The organism is Neisseria sp. P0017.S009 (genome assembly GCF_051957375.1).
GTDB classification, from domain to species: Bacteria; Pseudomonadota; Gammaproteobacteria; order Burkholderiales; family Neisseriaceae; genus Neisseria; species Neisseria perflava.
This window is the reverse complement of record NZ_JBQCWL010000006.1, coordinates 120,389-137,982: the sequence shown is the minus strand read 5'-3', so window position 1 is coordinate 137,982 and position 17,594 is coordinate 120,389. Positions and strand designations below refer to the sequence as shown.

Below are 17,594 nucleotides of genomic sequence, written 5' to 3'. Positions count from 1 at the left end.
CTTCATCATTCTGTCTGAAAACAAAGGAAGCACTATGTACCGTCATGTCGAGTATTATCCGGGCGACCCGATTTTGAGTTTGGTTGAAACCTTCAAACGCGACGAGCGTCCTGAAAAAGTCAATTTGAGCATAGGCATTTATTTTGATGACGAAGGCAAAATGCCGGTTTTGGAATCTGTTCGCCGTGCAGAAGCAGAGCGTGCAGCCGTACCGCGACCATCGCCTTATCTGCCGATGGAAGGTTTGGACACTTATCGAAGCGCGGTTCAGCGTTTGTTGTTTGGCAAGGATAATCCGGCATTGGCAGAAGGGCGCGTTGCGACTGTACAGACTTTAGGCGGCTCGGGGGCGTTGAAAGTCGGTGCCGACTTTTTGCACCGTTGGTTCCCCGATGCAAAAGCCTATGTCAGCGATCCGACTTGGGACAATCATAAAGGTATTTTTGAAGGCGCCGGTTTTGAAGTGGGGACGTATCCTTATTACCACCCTGAAACCGTCGGCGTGAAATTTGAAGAAATGACTGCGTTTTTCAAAACATTGCCGGAAAACAGCGTCTTGATTTTGCACCCATGTTGCCAAAACCCGACCGGCGTAGATATGTCTCAAACGCAATGGGATGAGGTGTTGGACATCATCAAAACGCACAAGCTGATTCCGTTTATGGATATTGCCTATCAAGGTTTCGGCGAGGATTTGGACAGCGATGCCTATGCAATCCGTAAAGCCGTCGAAATGGGTCTGCCTTTGTTTGTCAGCAACTCTTTCTCGAAAAATCTGTCGCTGTACGGCGAGCGCGTTGGCGGTTTGAGCGTAGTGTGTCCCAATAAGGAAGAAGCAGAGCTGGTGTTCGGACAGTTGAAATTTACCGTCCGCCGCATTTATTCCAGTCCTGCCGCGCATGGCGCATACATCGCTTCTGATGTGATGAACAGCGATGATTTGCGCGCTTTGTGGGAAAACGAGGTTTACGCCATGCGCGACCGCATCCGTGCCATGCGTCAGAAACTTTATGATGTTTTGACGGCCAAAATCCCCAATCGTGATTTCAGCTATTTCATCAAACAGCGCGGTATGTTCAGCTATACAGGCCTAACCGTAGAGCAGGTACACCGCCTGCGTGACGAGTTTGCCGTTTACCTGCTGGATTCGGGTAGGATGTGTGTGGCAGGATTGAATGCATCGAATATCGATTATGTGGCCGAAGCATTTGCCAAAGTGTTGTAATAGCCGTTCAATCTGAAATTGAATGTAGTTTTATTTGAAGTAAATCAAAAGGCCGTCTGAAAAATTTTCATCTTTCAGACGGCCTATTTATAATTGGCGCACCCAACAGGGATCGAACCTGTGACCTCCAGCTTCGGAAACTGACACTCTTCCAACTGAGCTATGGGTGCGAAAGCCGTAAGGTTAACGCATATTGGCTTTATTGGCAAAGTTTATCTTGAAAGTGTCTGAAAGTGGCATTGGCGGTCACTTTTTTGCATAGCTGGAATAATCAATTAACTACAAAGGCTTAGCAGAATTTAGATGGCCTTTTGAGGATTTTTGCGTATCTTTTTCTCAAGATGGATTGGAAAGCCTTTGCGAATTCAGTATAATCCAGCAAAATATTGTTAACTGCGTTTAACACATAAACTATAACTTACAGCACAACCTAACCTAACGGCGAGGCCTACCAAATGAAACAACTCCGCGACCACAAAGCCCAAGGCTCTGCATTGTTCACCCTTGTGAGCGGTATCGTTATTGTCATTGCAGTGATTTACTTCCTGATCAAACTGGCGGGAAGCGGTTCATTCGGCGATGTTGCCGAAACAACCGAAGCTGCGACTCAAACCCGTATCCAGCCAGTCGGCCAACTGAAATTGGGCGATGGTATTCCAGTCGGCGAGCGTCAAGGCGATCAGATTTTCAACAAAATCTGTATTCAATGTCACGCGGCAGACAGCATCGTTCCTAACGCGCCTAAATTTGAAAACAAAGGCGATTGGGCGCCTCGCATTGCACAAGGTTTCGATACCTTGTTCCAACACGCTCTGAATGGTTTCAACGCAATGCCTGCCAAAGGCGGTGCGGCTGATTTGACCGATCAAGAATTGAAACGCGCCATTACTTATATGGCCAACAAAGCCGGCGGTACTTTCCCTGATCCTGATGCCGCAGCTCCTGCCGATGCAGCCGCTTCCGGTGAAGCCGCTTCAGCTCCGGCGGCTGAAGGTGCAGCTCCTGCAGAAGCCCCTAAAGCAGATGTGGCCAAAGCAGATGACAAAGGTGCGGCAGCTCCAGCAGCCGGTGGCGCAGACGGCAAAAAAGTTTACGAAGCCAACTGCCAAGCATGTCACGGCGGTGCAGTTCCAGGTGTTCCTCATGTAGGTAAAAAAGAAGACTGGGCTCCTCGTATCAAACAAGGTAAAGACACCCTGCACAAACACGCACTCGAAGGCTTTAACGCAATGCCTGCCAAAGGCGGTAACGGCAGCCTGAGCGATGATGAAGTGAAAGCTGCAGTTGATTACATGGCTAATCAGTCTGGTGCTAAATTCTAAGATTTGATTTTGAATCTCGAATAGGAAGCGCATTCTGCAAAAGGATGCGCTTTTTTCGTGCAGGAAATCTGGATCTTGCTATAATACTGAAGTAGTAAATTATTCTCATGATCAAGGGTCGTCTGAAAGATTCAGACGGCCTTCGAATACAATCAAGATTCTTTTAAAGAAGTTCAACCATATTCACATACGACAAAACAATCACGGAGTTATCTCATGGCAAAAAAATATTTCGGTACTGACGGTGTGCGCGGCGAAGTCGGTCAGTTTCCTATCAATCCTGATTTTGTCCTGAAATTAGGCTATGCGGCAGGTCAGGTTTTGGTGCAGCACGAAGGCGAAATCAAACCAACCGTCTTGATCGGTAAAGACACGCGTATTTCAGGCTATATGCTGGAAGCCGCGCTGATTGCCGGCTTTACTGCTGCCGGTGTCAACGTTATTCAAACCGGCCCTCTGCCAACCCCGGGCGTAGCGTATCTGACCCGTGCTTTGCGTTTATCTGCCGGTGTGATGATTTCTGCGTCCCATAACGTTTATTCTGACAACGGCATTAAATTCTTTGCCGAAGGCGGTGTGAAGTTGAGCGATGAAATCGAATTGGAAATCGAAGCCAAAATCGATGAGGAAATGAAAACACAGCCATCCAGCCGTTTAGGCCGTGCGCGCCGGATTAATGGTGCGGATGACCGCTATATCGAGTTCTGTAAATCCACTTTCCCAAGCCATTTGGACTTGCGCGGTCTGAAATTGGTGGTCGATACCGCCAATGGTGCGGGCTATGCAGTTGCGCCTAAAGTATTCCACGAATTGGGTGCGCAAGTAGTAAGCATCGGTGATGAGCCAAACGGCTACAACATCAATGAGAAATGTGGTGCGACCCATCCGAAAGCTTTGCAAGCGGCTGTGTTGCAAAATGAAGCCGATTACGGCATTGCCTTGGATGGCGATGGCGACCGTTTGATGATGGTTGACCGCAATGGCAAAGTGTATGACGGCGACAGCTTGATTTATGTGATTGCCAAAGCACGCGCGCACGAAGGCGTGGAGATCGGCGGCGTGGTGGGTACGGTAATGACCAATATGGCGATGGAAGTTGCTTTGAAAGAGCAGGGCGTTGATTTCTGCCGCGCCAAAGTGGGCGACCGCTATGTGTTGGAACAGCTCCACCAACGCGGTTGGCTGATTGGCGGCGAAGCCAGCGGTCATATTTTGTGTATGGACAAACACAATACCGGTGACGGCATCATTTCCGCGCTGCAAGTTTTGGCCGCATTGCAAACCTTGAATCAAGACCTTGCCACCGTTTGCGCCGATTGGCAGCCGTATCCGCAAACCATGATCAACGTCCGCATCAAAAAAGGCCAAAACTGGCAGGACGCTTCCAAAGAGGCTTTGGCTGAAGTGGAAAAAGAACTCGAAGGCAAAGGCCGCGTGGTCTTGCGCGCATCCGGTACCGAGCCTGTCGTGCGCGTGATGGTGGAAGCCAAGCAGGCAGACTGGGCGAAAAAAGGCGCAGAAAAAATTGCCGCGGCCATTCAAGGTCAAAAGTAACAGTGTGTTTGATTTTGAATTGAACTAAATAAAAGGCCGTCTGTTATAAAAGGCCGTCTGTTGTTCAGACGGCCTTTGTGTTTCATTAGAAGCTTAGTTGCTCAAGACATCAACGCCTTTAGGAGGGGTAAATTTGAACATACCGCTGGAAAGGTTAGGCTTGGTGTTCAAACCGCTGAAGCTGATGCTGGTTTGGTTGCCGAAGCTGTCTTTCAGCTGCATGGCGGCGAGGTTGTCGCCTTTGAAGCCGATGCGGATGTATTGATAGCCGGCGTTGTTTTTCTTAGGTGTAGCCAAAACGTAGTCGATACCGTTGGCAGAACCGTCTTCTTTCAGCGTGTAGCTGCTGTCCAATGCCGTTTTGTTGGAGAGGATGGCGGCAGGGCTGTCGCCGATGGTTTGGTCTTGTGAGGACTTGGTTACTTGTGCCAAATCTACGTCATAGAGCCAAATGGTTTTGCCGTCGCCGACGATGGTTTGTTTGTAGGGTTTGGTGTACTCCCATTTGAACAAGCCAGGGCGCAGGATTTTGAATGTACCGTGTGTGGTTTGGGTTTTCTTTTTGCTGTGAACGGTTTGGCTGAAGTTGCCGCTGATACCGTCGGCGTCATTATTGAATTTTTTCAGGGCGTCCACTGCGTCGGCTTGTGCAAAGCCGATAGCTGAAGAAAGCAGCGCGGCAGCGGTCAGGGTGAACAGTCGGGTAGTTTTCATGTTTTGGTTCCTTGTTCGGAGAGATGGGTTCAGTATAGACGTTATGGTGTAACAGGCAAGGGGCTGAATGGAGGGTTTAATTTGTGTAAATATGAAAAATCCAATCAAGTGACTGAAATAATTTCATTTCTTCAGACGGCCTGCATTTGGTTTTGACGTTTTTTTAATGAAGCACACGATGGTTTGGTGTGGTATTTAATGTCATTTTACGGAAAGCGTGAAATTATAGTCTTTCTGTTTGCTTTTTAAAACGGTTATAATATTTATCTTTTTAAAACAATGGTTTTGTATGTATCTGAATCCTTATCCTTTATTGGAACAGGCTTTGCTGTCGGACAATCCGGATGAAAAGGGAAGGTTGACGCAGGCCTTGTTTGCGCATTTGGGCGAGGCGGAAGGTTTGACGGTTGATGAGTCGAAACCCGTGGATTGCCGTTTTGCCGGTCATCCGTTACGTCCGTGTTTGGTTGCGCCTTCGGAAGTTACGCCGCGCAAGATGAATACGGTCGAAGGCTATGCGGCCATGTTGCATGCGATTGCGCACATTGAATTTAATGCGATTAATCTGGCTTTGGATGCGGCGTATCGTTTTCGCAATATGCCGTTTCAGTTTGTACGCGATTGGGTAAGGGTGGCGAAAGAAGAAGTGTTTCACTTCGGCTTGATGCGTGGCCGTCTGAACAGCTTGGGCTACGATTACGGCGATTTTGAAGCGCACGGGCATTTGTGGGATATGGCGTATAAAACTGCTTACGATCCCTTATTGCGCATGGCTTTGGTGCCGCGGGTGTTGGAAGCGCGCGGTTTGGATGTCACGCCGGGTATTCGTGCAAAAGTGGCACAGCGCGGCGATGTGGAAACCTGCGATGTGTTGGATATTATTTATCGCGATGAAGTGGGGCATGTCGCCATCGGCAATCATTGGTATCAGCATCTTTGCCGTGAGCGCGGTCTGGAACCGGTTGCACTGTTCCGCAGCCTGATTGCGCGTTACGATATGTTTATCTTCCGCGGCTACGTCAATATCGAAGCACGGGAACGCGCAGGATTCAGCCGTTTTGAGCTGGATATGTTGGAAGATTTTGAGAAAAGTTTGAAACAGGATAAAAAGGCCGTCTGAAACGGTAAAATCATTATGGCACATCATCACGATCATTCGCACGCGCACACGCATACCGCTAATAAGCAGGTATTGCGTATTTCCTTTTTCGTCATTGCCGGATTTATGCTGGTTGAGGCGGTCGGCGGCTGGCTGACCAACTCTTTGGCCCTGCTTTCCGATGCGGGGCATATGTTCAGCGATGCGTTTTCGCTGGGCGTGGCATTGTGGGCATTCAAACTTGGCGAGAAACAGACCACGCTGCAAAAGACATTCGGTTACAAGCGTTTTGAAATTTTGACGGCGATGTTTAACGGATTATCGCTGGTGTTGATTGCGGCGATGATTTTTTATGAAGCAGTCAAACGATTGTTTTATCCGCCGGAAATTTTGACGGGTGGCATGTTGGTGGTTAGTATCATCGGATTGCTGGTCAACATCGGTGTCGCCGTTTATATGTTGAAGAATAGCGATACCGAAGAAAACGTCAATATGCGCGGCGCGTATCTGCACGTAATCAGCGATTTGTTCGGCTCGATAGGGGCGATTGTCGCAGCGGTACTGATGATGGCGTATGGCTGGCAATGGGCGGATACGGTTGCCAGCGTATTGGTGGCGGCTTTGGTAGGGTGCAGCGGCTGGAAGCTGTTTAAACAGACTTTGCACATTTTGATGGAAGGCGCGCCGGAAAACATCCATACCGATGAGTTGCTCAGCGTTATCCGCAATATGGAGGGCGTAAAATCCGTTCACGACTTGCATGTTTGGACGATTACCAGCAATATCCACGTTTTATCCTGCCATATTGTCGTAGATGGCAACATGACGGTTGCAGAGTCCGAACAAATCGCCTACCGCATCGAACATGAATTGGCGCATCATAACATCGGGCATTGTACGATTCAGATTGAAAGCGAACAGCATCCGCATAAAGATGAAGTTTTGTGTTCGCAGGAAATGCACGAACACCATCACCATTAACCATATTCAGGCCGTCTGAAACTTGTTGGATTGTTCAGACGGCCTTCTAAAATCATCAAAGGAATACTTATGACCCAAGCCGTATTATTCGACCTTGACGGCACGCTTGCCGATACCGCACTTGATTTGGGTGGTGCGCTCAACACGGTATTGCGCCGACACGGTTTGCCAGAAAAAAGCATGGATGAAATCCGTCCGCAGGCCAGCCACGGTGCGAGCGGTTTGCTCAAACTTGGTGCAGGCATTACGCCCGACCATCCGGACTATATGCAATGGCGTAAAGAGTTTTTGGATGAATACAGCCGCTGTTATGCCGATCAAACCATTTTGTTCGACGGCGTAAACGAAATGTTGGAAGCCTTAGTTCAACGCGGTATCCAATGGGGCATTATTACCAACAAGCCCATGCGTTTTACCGATGTCCTCGTGCCTAAGCTCGGGTTTGCCGCGCCTCCCGCCGTCATTGTCAGCGGCGATACCTGCGATGAACCCAAGCCCAGCGTGAAGCCTATGTTTTATGCGTGCGAACAGATTGGCGTTGAGGCGCAGCGATGTTTTTATGTCGGCGATGCCGAGCGCGATATGCAGGCAGGCAAAAATGCAGGAATGATAACCGTGCTTGCCGATTGGGGTTATATTTCTGCCGAAGACCAAACCGAAAACTGGTTCGCCGATTTCCGTATTGCCACACCTTTGGATTTGTTGGCAATCTTGCGTTAAAACCCTGTAATAATCCGTTTTCAGACGGCCTGAAACGGCGTAAAATTACACAAATTTGTATTTTTTCAACCGTTTTACACTTGTAAAGAGAAAAATCATGTTCTTCAAGCATATCGAAGCAGCTCCTGCTGATCCGATTTTAGGTTTGGGCGAAGCGTTTAAAGCCGAAACCCGTCCCGAAAAAGTCAATCTCGGTATCGGCGTGTACAAAGACGCATCCGGCGCAACGCCTATTGTCAAAGCCGTCAAAGAGGCTGAAAAACGCCTGTTGGAAAGCGAGACAACTAAAAATTACCTGACCATCGACGGCGTTGCCGATTACAACGAGCAAACCCAAATCCTGTTATTTGGTAAAGACCACGAAATCATTGCCAGCCGTCGCGCCAAAACAGCGCAAAGCCTTGGCGGTACAGGTGCATTGCGCATTGCGGCCGAATTTGCCAAACGTCAGTTGAACGCGCAAACCATCTGGATTTCCAATCCGACTTGGCCTAACCACAACGCCATCGCCAAAGCGGTCGGTATCCAAGACAAACCGTATCGTTACTATGATGCCGCCAAACACGGTTTGGATTGGGATGGCATGATTGAAGACTTGAGCCAAGCGCAAAAAGGCGACATCGTCCTGCTGCACGGCTGCTGCCACAACCCTACCGGCATCGACCCTACGCCCGAACAATGGGAAACTTTGGCAAAACTTTCTGCCGAAAAAGGCTGGTTGCCACTGTTTGACTTTGCCTACCAAGGCTTCGGCAATGGCTTGGAAGAAGATGCCTACGGCTTGCGCGTGTTCTTGAAACACAATACAGAATTGCTGATTGCCAGTTCTTATTCCAAAAACTTCGGTATGTACAACGAGCGCGTCGGCGCGTTCACTTTGGTGGCCGAAGATGAAGAAACTGCAGCCCGCGCCCACAGCCAAGTCAAAACCATCATCCGTACCTTGTATTCCAACCCAGCTTCACACGGTGCGAACACCATTGCGCTGGTGTTGAAAAATGATGATTTGAAAGCACAATGGATTGCCGAACTTGATGAAATGCGCGGCCGCATCAAAGCCATGCGCCAAAAATTTGTTGAGTTGCTCAAGGCCAAAGGTGCAACCCAAGACTTTGATTTCATTATCGAACAAAACGGTATGTTCTCTTTCAGCGGCTTGACTCCCGAACAAGTTGACCGTTTGAAAAACGAGTTTGCCATTTATGCCGTCCGTTCCGGCCGCATTAATGTTGCAGGCATTACCGATGACAATATCGACTACCTGTGCGAAAGTATTGTGAAAGTCTTGTAATTGTCGAATTAAAGGCAAAGGCCGTCTGAATCATTCAGACGGCCTTTATTTTTGACTGTGGAAACTTATCCGGCAACTATGTTCATTCCCCAATAAATCATGGCATAGCGCAGCAGTTTGCCTGCAATCAGAATGATGGCGCAATGCAAAGCATTAAGCCTGAGCCAGCCTGTGGCAAGGGGGAGGGCATCGCCGATAATCGGCAACCATGCAAATAATAGCGGCCAAATTCCCCATCTTTGTATACGCGCCAATACTTTTTCAGACGGCCTTTTCTTGGCCGGAAACATTCTGCCCATGTAATACGAAACCATACTGCCCAAGCCATTCGCCAAACCGGCACACAAACATGCGCCGAGGGCATGTTGCGGATATTGGTACACAAATGCGGCGTATGCCGCCTCGGATGTACCCGGAAGTAGTGTGGCTGAAGTGAAGGCAGAAGCAATCAGGGCAAGGTAAGCGTAAAGAGGTGGCATGTTTTGAGTTACATCAAGTGATATTGTAAAAAAGAAATAATAGGCTTAGTAAGAGGATTATGCCTTTATTTTTTAATCTAATAAAAGATAAATCCAATATTATTGAAATTTTTAAAATTAAACGTCTGAAGGATAATGTAGTCGGCTGTTAGAAAATAGTTTTCAAAGTGACGGATTATCAGTATGATACGGGCGGCTGTTAATGGGTGTTAAGTTTAATGAACTGATTTAAGCTCATTTTTCCAGCAAATCTTAACAAAACGAAAGGCAAATCATGTCTGCGCATTCACAACAAAATCATACTCCTGCGCTGGTTGTCCTAACCACACTCTTTTTCATGATGGGTTTCATTACCTGCATGAATGATATTTTGATTCCGCATTTGAAAGATATTTTCGACCTAACTTATGTTCAGGCGATGCTGATTCAATTCTGTTTCTTTACCGCTTATGCGATTATGTCGATCCCGATGGGCTATTTGGTCGGCAAAATCGGCTATAAAAACGGCGTGATTAGCGGCTTCGTATTGACTGCCATCGGCTGTCTACTCTTTTATCCTGCTGCTGGCAGTCATTCTTATGCAACTTTTTTGGGTGCATTGTTTATTTTGGCTTCAGGTGTAACACTGTTGCAAGTGGCGGGTAACCCTTATGTGACTTTGCTGTCCAAACCGGGTAAAGAATCTGCAACACTGACTTTGGTTCAGGCATTTAACTCTTTGGGTACGACCATTGCTCCGCAAATCGGCGCATTCCTGATTTTGGCTGATGCGACACAAACTGTCAGCAAAGCCGAGCAAATTTCTTCTGTTCAAATTCCATATTTAGGTTTGGCCGGTCTGCTGATTATTTTGGCTGTATTCGTCAAAATGATTCGTCTGCCTGACGCAAACAAAATTGCTGAAGAAGAGAGCGAACACAACCATGATGGCAAACACAGCGTATGGCAATACCGTCATTTGGTTTTTGGTGCGGCCGGTATTTTCTGTTATGTCGGTGCGGAAGTATCCATCGGTTCTTTATTGGTCAGCGTGTTGGGCTATCTGAAAGGTTTGGACCACGCATCTGCCGCGAAATATTTGTCGTTCTACTGGGGCGGCGCGATGGTCGGCCGTTTCTTAGGCTCTGCCATCATGGCGAAAATTGCGCCTAACCGCTATTTGGCATTTAACGCTACTGCTGCTGTTGCCTTGTTGGGCGTTGCTATGTTGGCAGGTAAAGCCAGTGCGGATATTGCGATGTGGGCATTGTTGGCTATCGGCTTCTTCAACTCCATCATGTTCCCAACCATTTTCTCTTTGGCAACCAAAGGTCTGGGTCGATTTACCAGCAGCGCTTCCGGCGTATTGTGTACTGCGATTGTCGGCGGTGCGGTTGTGCCTGTGGTACAAGGTTGGGCTGCAGATACTTACGGCCTGATGATTTCTTTCGTTGTATCGGCGATTTGTTATGTATACATCGTCTTCTTTGCTATAAAAGGCTATAAAGCTGACGAATAATCCATCATGATAAAAGGCCGTCTGAAACCTTATGGGATTTCAGACGGCCTTTTTACTTTGTGGCATAATGATTTAAATGACAGGAGGAAAAAATGGCCAAAATCATTTTGCTGCATGGCTTGCACATGCATTCATGGGTAATGAAACCGCTGGCGTATTTGCTGGAACAAGAAGGTTTTGAAGTTGCGCTGTTCGATTATTACAGTGTTTTGCATTCGATGAACCGACATGTTGAAGATTTGGCGCGATGGATTGATGAGAACCATGCTGATGAAACACTGCACTTTGTCGGCCATAGTTTGGGCGGGTTGGTCTTACGCAATTTTGCGGCTGCATATCCGAATAAAGTCAGCGGCCGTATCGTTACTATGGGTACGCCGCACCAAGGCAGCCGGGCTGCGCAACGTGTGCTCAATTTGGGTTTGCAAAAGCCGGTATTGGGCGGCTCGTATAAAGGCGCTTTGGACGGCAGTATGCCTGAATTGCCAGAATGCGTTGAGTTGGGCAGTATCGCCGGCAATAAACCGTATGGGCTGGGCCGTGTTTTAGGTTTGCATGGTGAACATGATGGTACGGTTTTGGTCAGCGAAACGCATTGTCCGAATATGCGTGATCATGTCGTTTTGCCTGTCAGCCATAGCGGTATGTTGTTTAACCGTAAAACGGTCGAGCAAGTGGTGGCATTTTTGCATGATGGACGTTTTAAAAAGCAATAAAATTTCATTTATTCTAATTTAAAAGTATTTAATGTTAATAATTTAATATATTTTAAAGAAAGTGTCGCAGTTTTACTGGAGCTGTTTTTATAAAATAACAGGCAGGCCGTCTGAGAATCGGGTTTCAGACGGCCTGTTATGCTAAAATCTGTTAAGTACTTATTTAAAAGGCAAAGAACAATGTTTGCTTTCAAATCCTTACTTAATATGCCGCGCTTTGAGGCCATTGCGGTGGCCTTAGCTTTGGTGGCAGCAATGGGTTATACGATTATTTCGCTTGAATGGCTGCCGCATATGTCGATTGTGACGGCGATCGTGGTCTTGCTTTTGTACGGTTTGATGCGTGGCTTGAAATATCAAGACATGCAAAACGGTATGATCGGCGCGGTCGGGCAGGGCATGGGCGCGATTTATCTGTTTTTCTTTATCGGCCTGATGGTCAGCGCGCTGATGATGAGTGGTGCGATTCCGACGCTGATGTATTACGGTTTCGGATTGATTTCGCCGACTTATTTTTATTTCTCGGCGTTTGCGCTTTGCTCGGTCATCGGTATTTCCATCGGCAGTAGTTTGACGACTTGTGCAACTGTCGGCGTGGCATTTATGGGTATGGCGGCTGCGTTTCATGCCGATATGGCGATGACGGCAGGTGCGATTGTGTCGGGTGCGTTCTTTGGCGATAAAATGTCGCCGCTTTCCGATACGACCGGTATTTCCGCTTCGATTGTCGGCATTGATTTGTTCGAACACATCAAAAACATGATGTACACCACTGTGCCTGCGTGGTTGATCAGTGCAGCATTGATGTTGTGGCTCTTGCCTAATGTTGCCGCGCATGATATGAACAGCGTCGAAGCTTTCCGCGCGCAATTGGAAGCAACCGGTTTGGTGCATGCCTATTCGCTGATTCCGTTTGCCTTGCTGGTTGTCCTCGCCCTGATGCGCGTCAATGCCATTGTGGCCATGTTGTTTACCGTTGTGGTGGCGCTGATTGTGACTTACTTCCATAGTACGCCTGATTTGAAACAGCTGGGCGCGTGGTTTTACGGCGGATACAAACTCGAAGGCGAAGCATTTAAAGACATTGCCCGTTTGATTTCTCGCGGCGGCTTGGAAAGCATGTTCTTTACGCAAACTATTGTGATAATCGGCATGAGCTTGGGCGGCCTGTTGTTTAGCATCGGTGTGATTCCGTCTTTGTTGGAGGCCATTCGTGCGTTCCTGACCAATGCCGGACGCGCTACTTTCAGCGTGGCCATGACATCGGTTGGTGTTAACTTCCTGATTGGCGAGCAATATTTGAGTATTCTGCTTTCCGGCGAAACCTTTAAGCCGGTTTATGACAAGCTTGGTCTGCATTCGCGCAACCTTGCCCGTACGCTTGAAGATGCGGGTACTGTCATCAACCCGTTGGTGCCTTGGAGCGTCTGCGGCGTATTTATCAGCCATGCCTTGGGTGTGCCCGTTTGGGAATATCTGCCTTACGCCTTCTTCTGCTACTTGAGCTTGGCTCTGACGCTGGTGTTTGGCTGGACAGGACTGACTTTGAGTAAGAAGTAAACAGCATTTAAAATAGCAATGCTTTTATAAAACAAGGCCGTCTGAAAACAACTTCAGACGGCCTTGTTTACTTAAAGTAGCCGTATCAACATGATTTCACTATAATTGCTGCGCCAATAAAAAAATAATCCAAACAATGAACAAACAAATCCGCCAAGAAATTTTCGAGCGTTTCCGCGCTGCCAATCCTCATCCGACTACCGAGTTGAATTTCAGCTCGCCATTTGAGCTGCTTATCGCCGTTTTATTGTCTGCACAAGCAACTGATGTCGGCGTGAACAAAGCGACTGCCAAACTCTTTCCCGTTGCCAATACGCCGCAAGCTATGTTGGATTTGGGGCTGGACGGCGTGATGGAATACACCAAAACCATAGGCCTCTACAAAACCAAGTCCAAACACATCATGCAGACTTGCCGTATTTTGCTGGAGAAATATAACGGTGAAGTACCTGCCGACCGAGAGGCTTTGGAATCTTTGCCCGGTGTTGGCCGTAAAACAGCCAATGTGGTGTTGAATACTGCATTCGGGCAACCTGTTATGGCGGTCGATACCCATATTTTCCGTGTGGCCAACCGCACCAAAATCGCGCCGGGCAAGGATGTGCGTGAAGTTGAAGACAAGCTGATGCGCTTTATTCCCAAAGAATTTTTGATGGATGCCCATCACTGGTTGATTTTGCATGGCCGCTATACGTGTAAGGCTTTGAAACCGCAATGCAGCAAATGTTTGATTAACGATTTGTGCGAATATCCGGCAAAAATGTAAATAAAAAAACATAAAAAAGGCCGTCTGAATTTCAGACGGCCTTTGATTTGGCTACGATTAGTCGGCAACTGCCATCAGGCTGGCGTTACCACCGGCAGCGGTAGTATTGATACTGCAAGAGATTTCTTCAAATACTTGCAGGATATCCAGACCTTGTTCAGAAGGCAGGATGCGGATGAGCGCACCGTCGCGGCCGGCCAACTCTTGTTTGCGCTCGCTGCTCAAAGGCTCGATAGCGGCAACATGGCTGATGCCTGCGTTTTCGGGTTTGCTGTTGACTTGCAACAAACCGTCCAAATCGGCTGAGTAGGAAGCCAGTGGGCTGTTTGGCTCAACAACGGTTTGGATGCCTGCGGCTGCCAGCTCGGTCAGGGCAGAGAAGGCTTGCAGCAGATTGCCGCCATGTACCCAAACACGTTCTGGAGAGCGCCAGCTCAATGAGTTGCGTTCGCCGGTCGGGCCGACCAATACGGTTTCGGCTTTGCGCAGGGTACGGACGCGTGCGTGACCCAAAGCTGCGGCTGCGGCTTTTTTCTCTTCTGCGTTAAACGGCAGTTTGTGAACCAGGGTTTCCAAACGTTTGAGCGCGTCTTCGTCTGCTTGGCCGATTCGGCTGAGGGTTGGGGCAACCCATTCAGGAGTACGAACCAGGCGTTGCAGATAGAATGAACCGCCTGCTTTTGGACCGGTACCGGACAAGCCGTGACCGCCGAAAGGTTGTACGCCGACAACAGCACCAACGATGTTGCGGTTAACGTAGATGTTACCAGCTTCGATGCGGTCGCGGATATGGTCAACAGTGCCTTCGATACGGCTGTGTACACCGCTGGTCAGAGCATAGCCTTTGGCGTTGATTTGGTCAATGAGTTGATCCAATTCGCTGGCGCGGTAGCGGACAACGTGCAGTACAGGACCGAACACTTCGCGTTGCAACTCGTTCAGGTTATTCAATTCAAACAGGATTGGACGAACGAAGGTAGAGTTGTTGTCATCAACGTCGGCGGCAGTTTTGATTTCGTGGTAAGCCTTTGCTACGCCTTTCATTTTGTTGATGTGGGCCAACAGGTTTTGTTGGGCTTCAGCATCGATGACAGGGCCAATGTCTGTGGTCAGTTGGGTCGGTTTGCCGACAACCAATTCGTCCATTGCACCTTTGATGATGTTGACCATTTTATCGGCAACATCTTCTTGAACACACAAGATACGCAGGGCGGAACAACGTTGGCCCGCGCTGTCGAAGGCAGAATTCAATACGTCGAGGCAGACTTGTTCCGGCAGGGCGGTAGAGTCCACGATCATCGCGTTTTGACCGCCGGTCTCGGCAATCAGGACAGGGCTGTCGTCGCGTTTGGACAGGGCTTTGTTGATCAGGCGCGCTACTTCGGTAGAACCGGTAAAGATCACGCCGCCGATGCGGGCATCGCCGGTCAGGGCAGAGCCGACATCGCCTGCGCCGAGTACGAGTTGCAGTGCAGAAGTCGGAATACCGGCTTGATGCATCAGGGAAACGGCGTAAGTAGCAATCAGGCTGGTTTGTTCGGCAGGTTTGGCAATAACGGTGTTACCGGCTGCCAATGCAGAAACCACTTCGCCGGTAAAGATGGCCAATGGGAAGTTCCATGGACTGATGGCAACGATTGCGCCGACGGCTTTGGCATCTTTAGGCAGGGTGTTCTCAGCTTCGTTGGCATAGTAGCGGCAGAAGTCAACGGCTTCGCGTACTTCGGCAACGGCGTTGTTCAGGGTTTTACCGGCTTCGCGGACGGCCAGCATCATCAATGCAGGCGTGTGTTGTTCCAACAAATCGGCAAAACGGCGCAGGCAGTTGGCGCGTTCTGAAGCAGGTTTGGCGCTCCACTCAGGCAGGGCGGCAACGGCTGCACCAATAGCTTCTTGAGCCAATGCCGCATCGGCAAAGCTGACAGTGCCGACAACATCGTTGTGGTCTGCAGGGTTGCGGACGGGTTGCGCTTCGCCCACGTTACGCGCTTCGCCATTAACGATAGACGCGGCGTGGAAGTCTTCGGAAGAAGCTTGGTTGAGTTTTTCTTGCAGGTTTTGCAATACGTTTTCGTTGCTGAAATCGACGCCTTGGGAGTTCAGACGGCCTTTGCCATACAAATCGCGCGGCAGAGGCAATGCCGGATGCAGGTGGATGCCTTGTTCGGCGATGGTGTCGAACGGGCTCTTAATCAGGCGGTCGATGCTGATGTTTTCGTCAACGATTTGGTTCACGAAAGAAGAGTTCGCCCCGTTTTCCAACAGACGGCGTACCAAGTAGGCAAGCAGGGTTTCGTGTGTGCCGACCGGGGCATACACGCGTACGCGACGGCCTAAGTTTTGCGGGCCGACCACTTGGTCGTACAGGGTTTCGCCCATGCCGTGCAGACATTGGTGTTCAAAGTCTTTGCCTTTACCCATTTGGTAGATTGCGCCCAAAGTGTAGGCGTTGTGGGTGGCAAATTGTGGGAACACGGCATCTTGCGCATCCAAGAGTTTGCGTGCGCAGGCGAGATAGGAGATGTCGGTATGGACTTTACGGGTGTAAGTCGGATAGCCTTCCATGCCGTCTACTTGAGCCCATTTCACTTCGCTGTCCCAGTATGCACCTTTAACCAAACGGATCATCAGTTTTTGGTTGTTGCGGCGTGCCAGGTCGATCAGATAGTCGATAACGAACGGGCAACGTTTTTGGTAGGCTTGAACAACGAAACCGATACCTTTGTAGCCGGCCAAGTCAGGATCGGAAACCAAAGCTTCCATCAAGTCCAAAGACAATTCGAGACGGTTGGCTTCTTCGGCATCGATGTTGATACCGATATCGTATTTTTTACCCAAAAGGAACAATTCTTTCAGGTGTGGCAACAATTCGCTCATAACGCGTTCGTGTTGGGCGCGTGAATAGCGTGGGTGGATGGCGGAAAGTTTAACGGAGATACCGTTGCCTTCGTAAACGCCTTGGCCTGCGGCATCTTTACCGATGGCGTGAATGGCTTGAACGTAGTCGTTGTAGTAGCGGTTGGCATCTTCTTCGGTGTATGCGGCTTCACCCAACATATCAAAAGAGAAGCGGTAACCCATTTTCTCGCGCTCTTTACCGTTTTGCAGCGCTTCTTCAATGGTTTGGCCGGTTACGAACTGTTTGCCCAACAGGCGCATGGCGTAGTTCACACCTTGACGGATCAGAGGTGCGCCACCTTTGCTGATCAGACGGCTTAATGCGGAACTCATCTGTTTGTCGTTTGTCGCGGTCAGTTTGCCGGTAATCAGCAGACCCCATGCAGCCGCGTTAACGAAGAGGGAAGGGCTATTGTTCAAGTGGCTTTTCCAGTTGCCTTCAGAGATTTTGTCGGCAATCAGGCGGTCACGGGTTGCATTATCCGGAATACGCAGCAGGGCTTCGGCCAGACACATCAGTGCAACACCTTCTTCACTGGAGAGAGAGAACTCGTGCATCAAGGCATCTACGCCGCTTGCTTTGGTGCGGCTGGAGCGGACTTGAGTAACCAAACGACGGGCAAGCTCGGAGGCGGCATTGCGTTCTTCGTCGGTCATCTGTGCACGTTGCAACATATCCTGAACGGCCTCGATTTCATCGCGGCGGTAGGCATCAGTTACAGCTTGACGCAGAGGAGTTTGTGTTGGAAAAGCGAAGTTAAACATTATTTA

At 49.0% G+C, this 17,594-nt stretch carries 14 protein-coding genes and 1 tRNA gene; 11 read left to right on the top strand and 4 right to left on the bottom strand.

Translation table 11 applies throughout. The annotated features are described in order from the left end of the window. Positions 1-34: 34 nt before the first annotated feature. Positions 35-1,225: an amino acid aminotransferase gene (locus tag ACTHTG_RS08700; protein ID WP_440360643.1), complete on the top strand. Its 1,191-nt coding sequence runs from the start codon at positions 35-37 to the stop codon at positions 1,223-1,225. Between the two features lie 94 nt (positions 1,226-1,319). Here the strand turns inward: ACTHTG_RS08700 and ACTHTG_RS08695 are convergent. Next, positions 1,320-1,395, bottom strand: a tRNA-Arg gene (locus ACTHTG_RS08695). A gap of 285 nt (positions 1,396-1,680) precedes the next feature. Between ACTHTG_RS08695 and ACTHTG_RS08690 the strand changes: the two genes are divergently transcribed. Further along, the gene (locus ACTHTG_RS08690; protein ID WP_070503767.1) at positions 1,681-2,547 is read left to right on the top strand and encodes a c-type cytochrome; all 867 of its coding nucleotides are present in this window, start codon (positions 1,681-1,683) and stop codon (positions 2,545-2,547) included. A 216-nt stretch (positions 2,548-2,763) separates the two neighbouring features. Continuing rightward, on the top strand, positions 2,764-4,101 hold the full coding sequence (glmM, locus tag ACTHTG_RS08685) for a phosphoglucosamine mutase (RefSeq protein WP_004520640.1): 1,338 nt from the start codon (positions 2,764-2,766) through the stop codon (positions 4,099-4,101). Positions 4,102-4,194: 93 nt separating this feature from the next. Here the strand turns inward: glmM and lolA are convergent, their stop codons facing one another. Continuing rightward, positions 4,195-4,815, bottom strand: coding sequence for an outer membrane lipoprotein chaperone LolA (gene lolA, locus ACTHTG_RS08680; RefSeq protein WP_004520641.1), 621 nt, complete (start codon positions 4,813-4,815; stop codon positions 4,195-4,197). Between the two features lie 289 nt (positions 4,816-5,104). Here lolA and ACTHTG_RS08675 point away from each other — a divergent pair, with 289 nt between their 5' ends. The 4 genes from ACTHTG_RS08675 to ACTHTG_RS08660 all read left to right on the top strand — a co-directional run bounded on the left by ACTHTG_RS08675 (position 5,105) and on the right by ACTHTG_RS08660 (position 8,906). Continuing rightward, positions 5,105-5,935: a ferritin-like domain-containing protein gene (locus tag ACTHTG_RS08675; protein WP_004520643.1), complete on the top strand. Its 831-nt coding sequence runs from the start codon at positions 5,105-5,107 to the stop codon at positions 5,933-5,935. A gap of 15 nt (positions 5,936-5,950) precedes the next feature. Further along, positions 5,951-6,895, top strand: a complete 945-nt coding sequence (locus ACTHTG_RS08670; RefSeq protein ID WP_004520644.1) for a cation diffusion facilitator family transporter — start codon at positions 5,951-5,953, stop codon at positions 6,893-6,895. Between the two features lie 69 nt (positions 6,896-6,964). Continuing rightward, complete coding sequence (locus ACTHTG_RS08665) at positions 6,965-7,615, top strand: HAD family hydrolase (RefSeq protein WP_004520645.1); 651 nt, start codon at positions 6,965-6,967, stop codon at positions 7,613-7,615. A gap of 97 nt (positions 7,616-7,712) precedes the next feature. Then, the gene (locus ACTHTG_RS08660) at positions 7,713-8,906 is read left to right on the top strand and encodes an amino acid aminotransferase (protein WP_070588069.1); all 1,194 of its coding nucleotides are present in this window, start codon (positions 7,713-7,715) and stop codon (positions 8,904-8,906) included. A 65-nt stretch (positions 8,907-8,971) separates the two neighbouring features. Here the strand turns inward: ACTHTG_RS08660 and ACTHTG_RS08655 are convergent, their stop codons facing one another. After that, a complete protein-coding gene (locus ACTHTG_RS08655) occupies positions 8,972-9,385 on the bottom strand; it encodes a YqaA family protein (protein ID WP_004520647.1) in 414 nt (137 codons plus the stop codon). A gap of 274 nt (positions 9,386-9,659) precedes the next feature. Here ACTHTG_RS08655 and ACTHTG_RS08650 point away from each other — a divergent pair, with 274 nt between their 5' ends. The 4 genes from ACTHTG_RS08650 (at position 9,660) to nth (ending at position 13,925) form a co-directional block, all read left to right on the top strand. Further along, positions 9,660-10,883: a sugar MFS transporter gene (locus ACTHTG_RS08650; protein ID WP_004520648.1), complete on the top strand. Its 1,224-nt coding sequence runs from the start codon at positions 9,660-9,662 to the stop codon at positions 10,881-10,883. A gap of 92 nt (positions 10,884-10,975) precedes the next feature. Continuing rightward, entirely contained in the window at positions 10,976-11,599 is a 624-nt protein-coding gene (locus tag ACTHTG_RS08645) for an alpha/beta fold hydrolase (protein ID WP_004520649.1), read from the top strand. Between the two features lie 180 nt (positions 11,600-11,779). Continuing rightward, positions 11,780-13,159, top strand: a complete 1,380-nt coding sequence (gene nhaC / locus ACTHTG_RS08640) for a Na+/H+ antiporter NhaC (RefSeq protein ID WP_440360642.1) — start codon at positions 11,780-11,782, stop codon at positions 13,157-13,159. 136 nt (positions 13,160-13,295) lie between these two features. Further along, positions 13,296-13,925 (top strand): endonuclease III, encoded by a 630-nt coding sequence (gene nth / locus ACTHTG_RS08635; RefSeq protein ID WP_049323145.1) that lies wholly within the window; start codon positions 13,296-13,298, stop codon positions 13,923-13,925. 57 nt (positions 13,926-13,982) lie between these two features. On the opposite strand, the gene putA is transcribed toward nth, so the two are convergent. Continuing rightward, positions 13,983-17,588, bottom strand: coding sequence for a bifunctional proline dehydrogenase/L-glutamate gamma-semialdehyde dehydrogenase PutA (putA, locus tag ACTHTG_RS08630; protein WP_308538407.1), 3,606 nt, complete (start codon positions 17,586-17,588; stop codon positions 13,983-13,985). Positions 17,589-17,594 lie beyond the last annotated feature (6 nt).

What these genes read in the sequence shown, in the direction of transcription:
- ACTHTG_RS08665 (WP_004520645.1), top strand. Translation starts at nt 6,965, where the DNA reads ATGACCCAAGCCGTATTATTCGACCTTGACGGCACGCTTGCCGATACC.
- glmM (WP_004520640.1), top strand. Translation starts at nt 2,764, where the DNA reads ATGGCAAAAAAATATTTCGGTACTGACGGTGTGCGCGGCGAAGTCGGT.
- nhaC (WP_440360642.1), top strand. Translation starts at nt 11,780, where the DNA reads ATGTTTGCTTTCAAATCCTTACTTAATATGCCGCGCTTTGAGGCCATT.
- ACTHTG_RS08660 (WP_070588069.1), top strand. Translation starts at nt 7,713, where the DNA reads ATGTTCTTCAAGCATATCGAAGCAGCTCCTGCTGATCCGATTTTAGGT.
- nth (WP_049323145.1), top strand. Translation starts at nt 13,296, where the DNA reads ATGAACAAACAAATCCGCCAAGAAATTTTCGAGCGTTTCCGCGCTGCC.
- ACTHTG_RS08675 (WP_004520643.1), top strand. Translation starts at nt 5,105, where the DNA reads ATGTATCTGAATCCTTATCCTTTATTGGAACAGGCTTTGCTGTCGGAC.
- lolA (WP_004520641.1), bottom strand. Translation starts at nt 4,815, where the DNA reads ATGAAAACTACCCGACTGTTCACCCTGACCGCTGCCGCGCTGCTTTCT.
- ACTHTG_RS08650 (WP_004520648.1), top strand. Translation starts at nt 9,660, where the DNA reads ATGTCTGCGCATTCACAACAAAATCATACTCCTGCGCTGGTTGTCCTA.
- ACTHTG_RS08655 (WP_004520647.1), bottom strand. Translation starts at nt 9,385, where the DNA reads ATGCCACCTCTTTACGCTTACCTTGCCCTGATTGCTTCTGCCTTCACT.
- ACTHTG_RS08645 (WP_004520649.1), top strand. Translation starts at nt 10,976, where the DNA reads ATGGCCAAAATCATTTTGCTGCATGGCTTGCACATGCATTCATGGGTA.
- putA (WP_308538407.1), bottom strand. Translation starts at nt 17,588, where the DNA reads ATGTTTAACTTCGCTTTTCCAACACAAACTCCTCTGCGTCAAGCTGTA.
- ACTHTG_RS08690 (WP_070503767.1), top strand. Translation starts at nt 1,681, where the DNA reads ATGAAACAACTCCGCGACCACAAAGCCCAAGGCTCTGCATTGTTCACC.
- ACTHTG_RS08670 (WP_004520644.1), top strand. Translation starts at nt 5,951, where the DNA reads ATGGCACATCATCACGATCATTCGCACGCGCACACGCATACCGCTAAT.
- ACTHTG_RS08700 (WP_440360643.1), top strand. Translation starts at nt 35, where the DNA reads ATGTACCGTCATGTCGAGTATTATCCGGGCGACCCGATTTTGAGTTTG.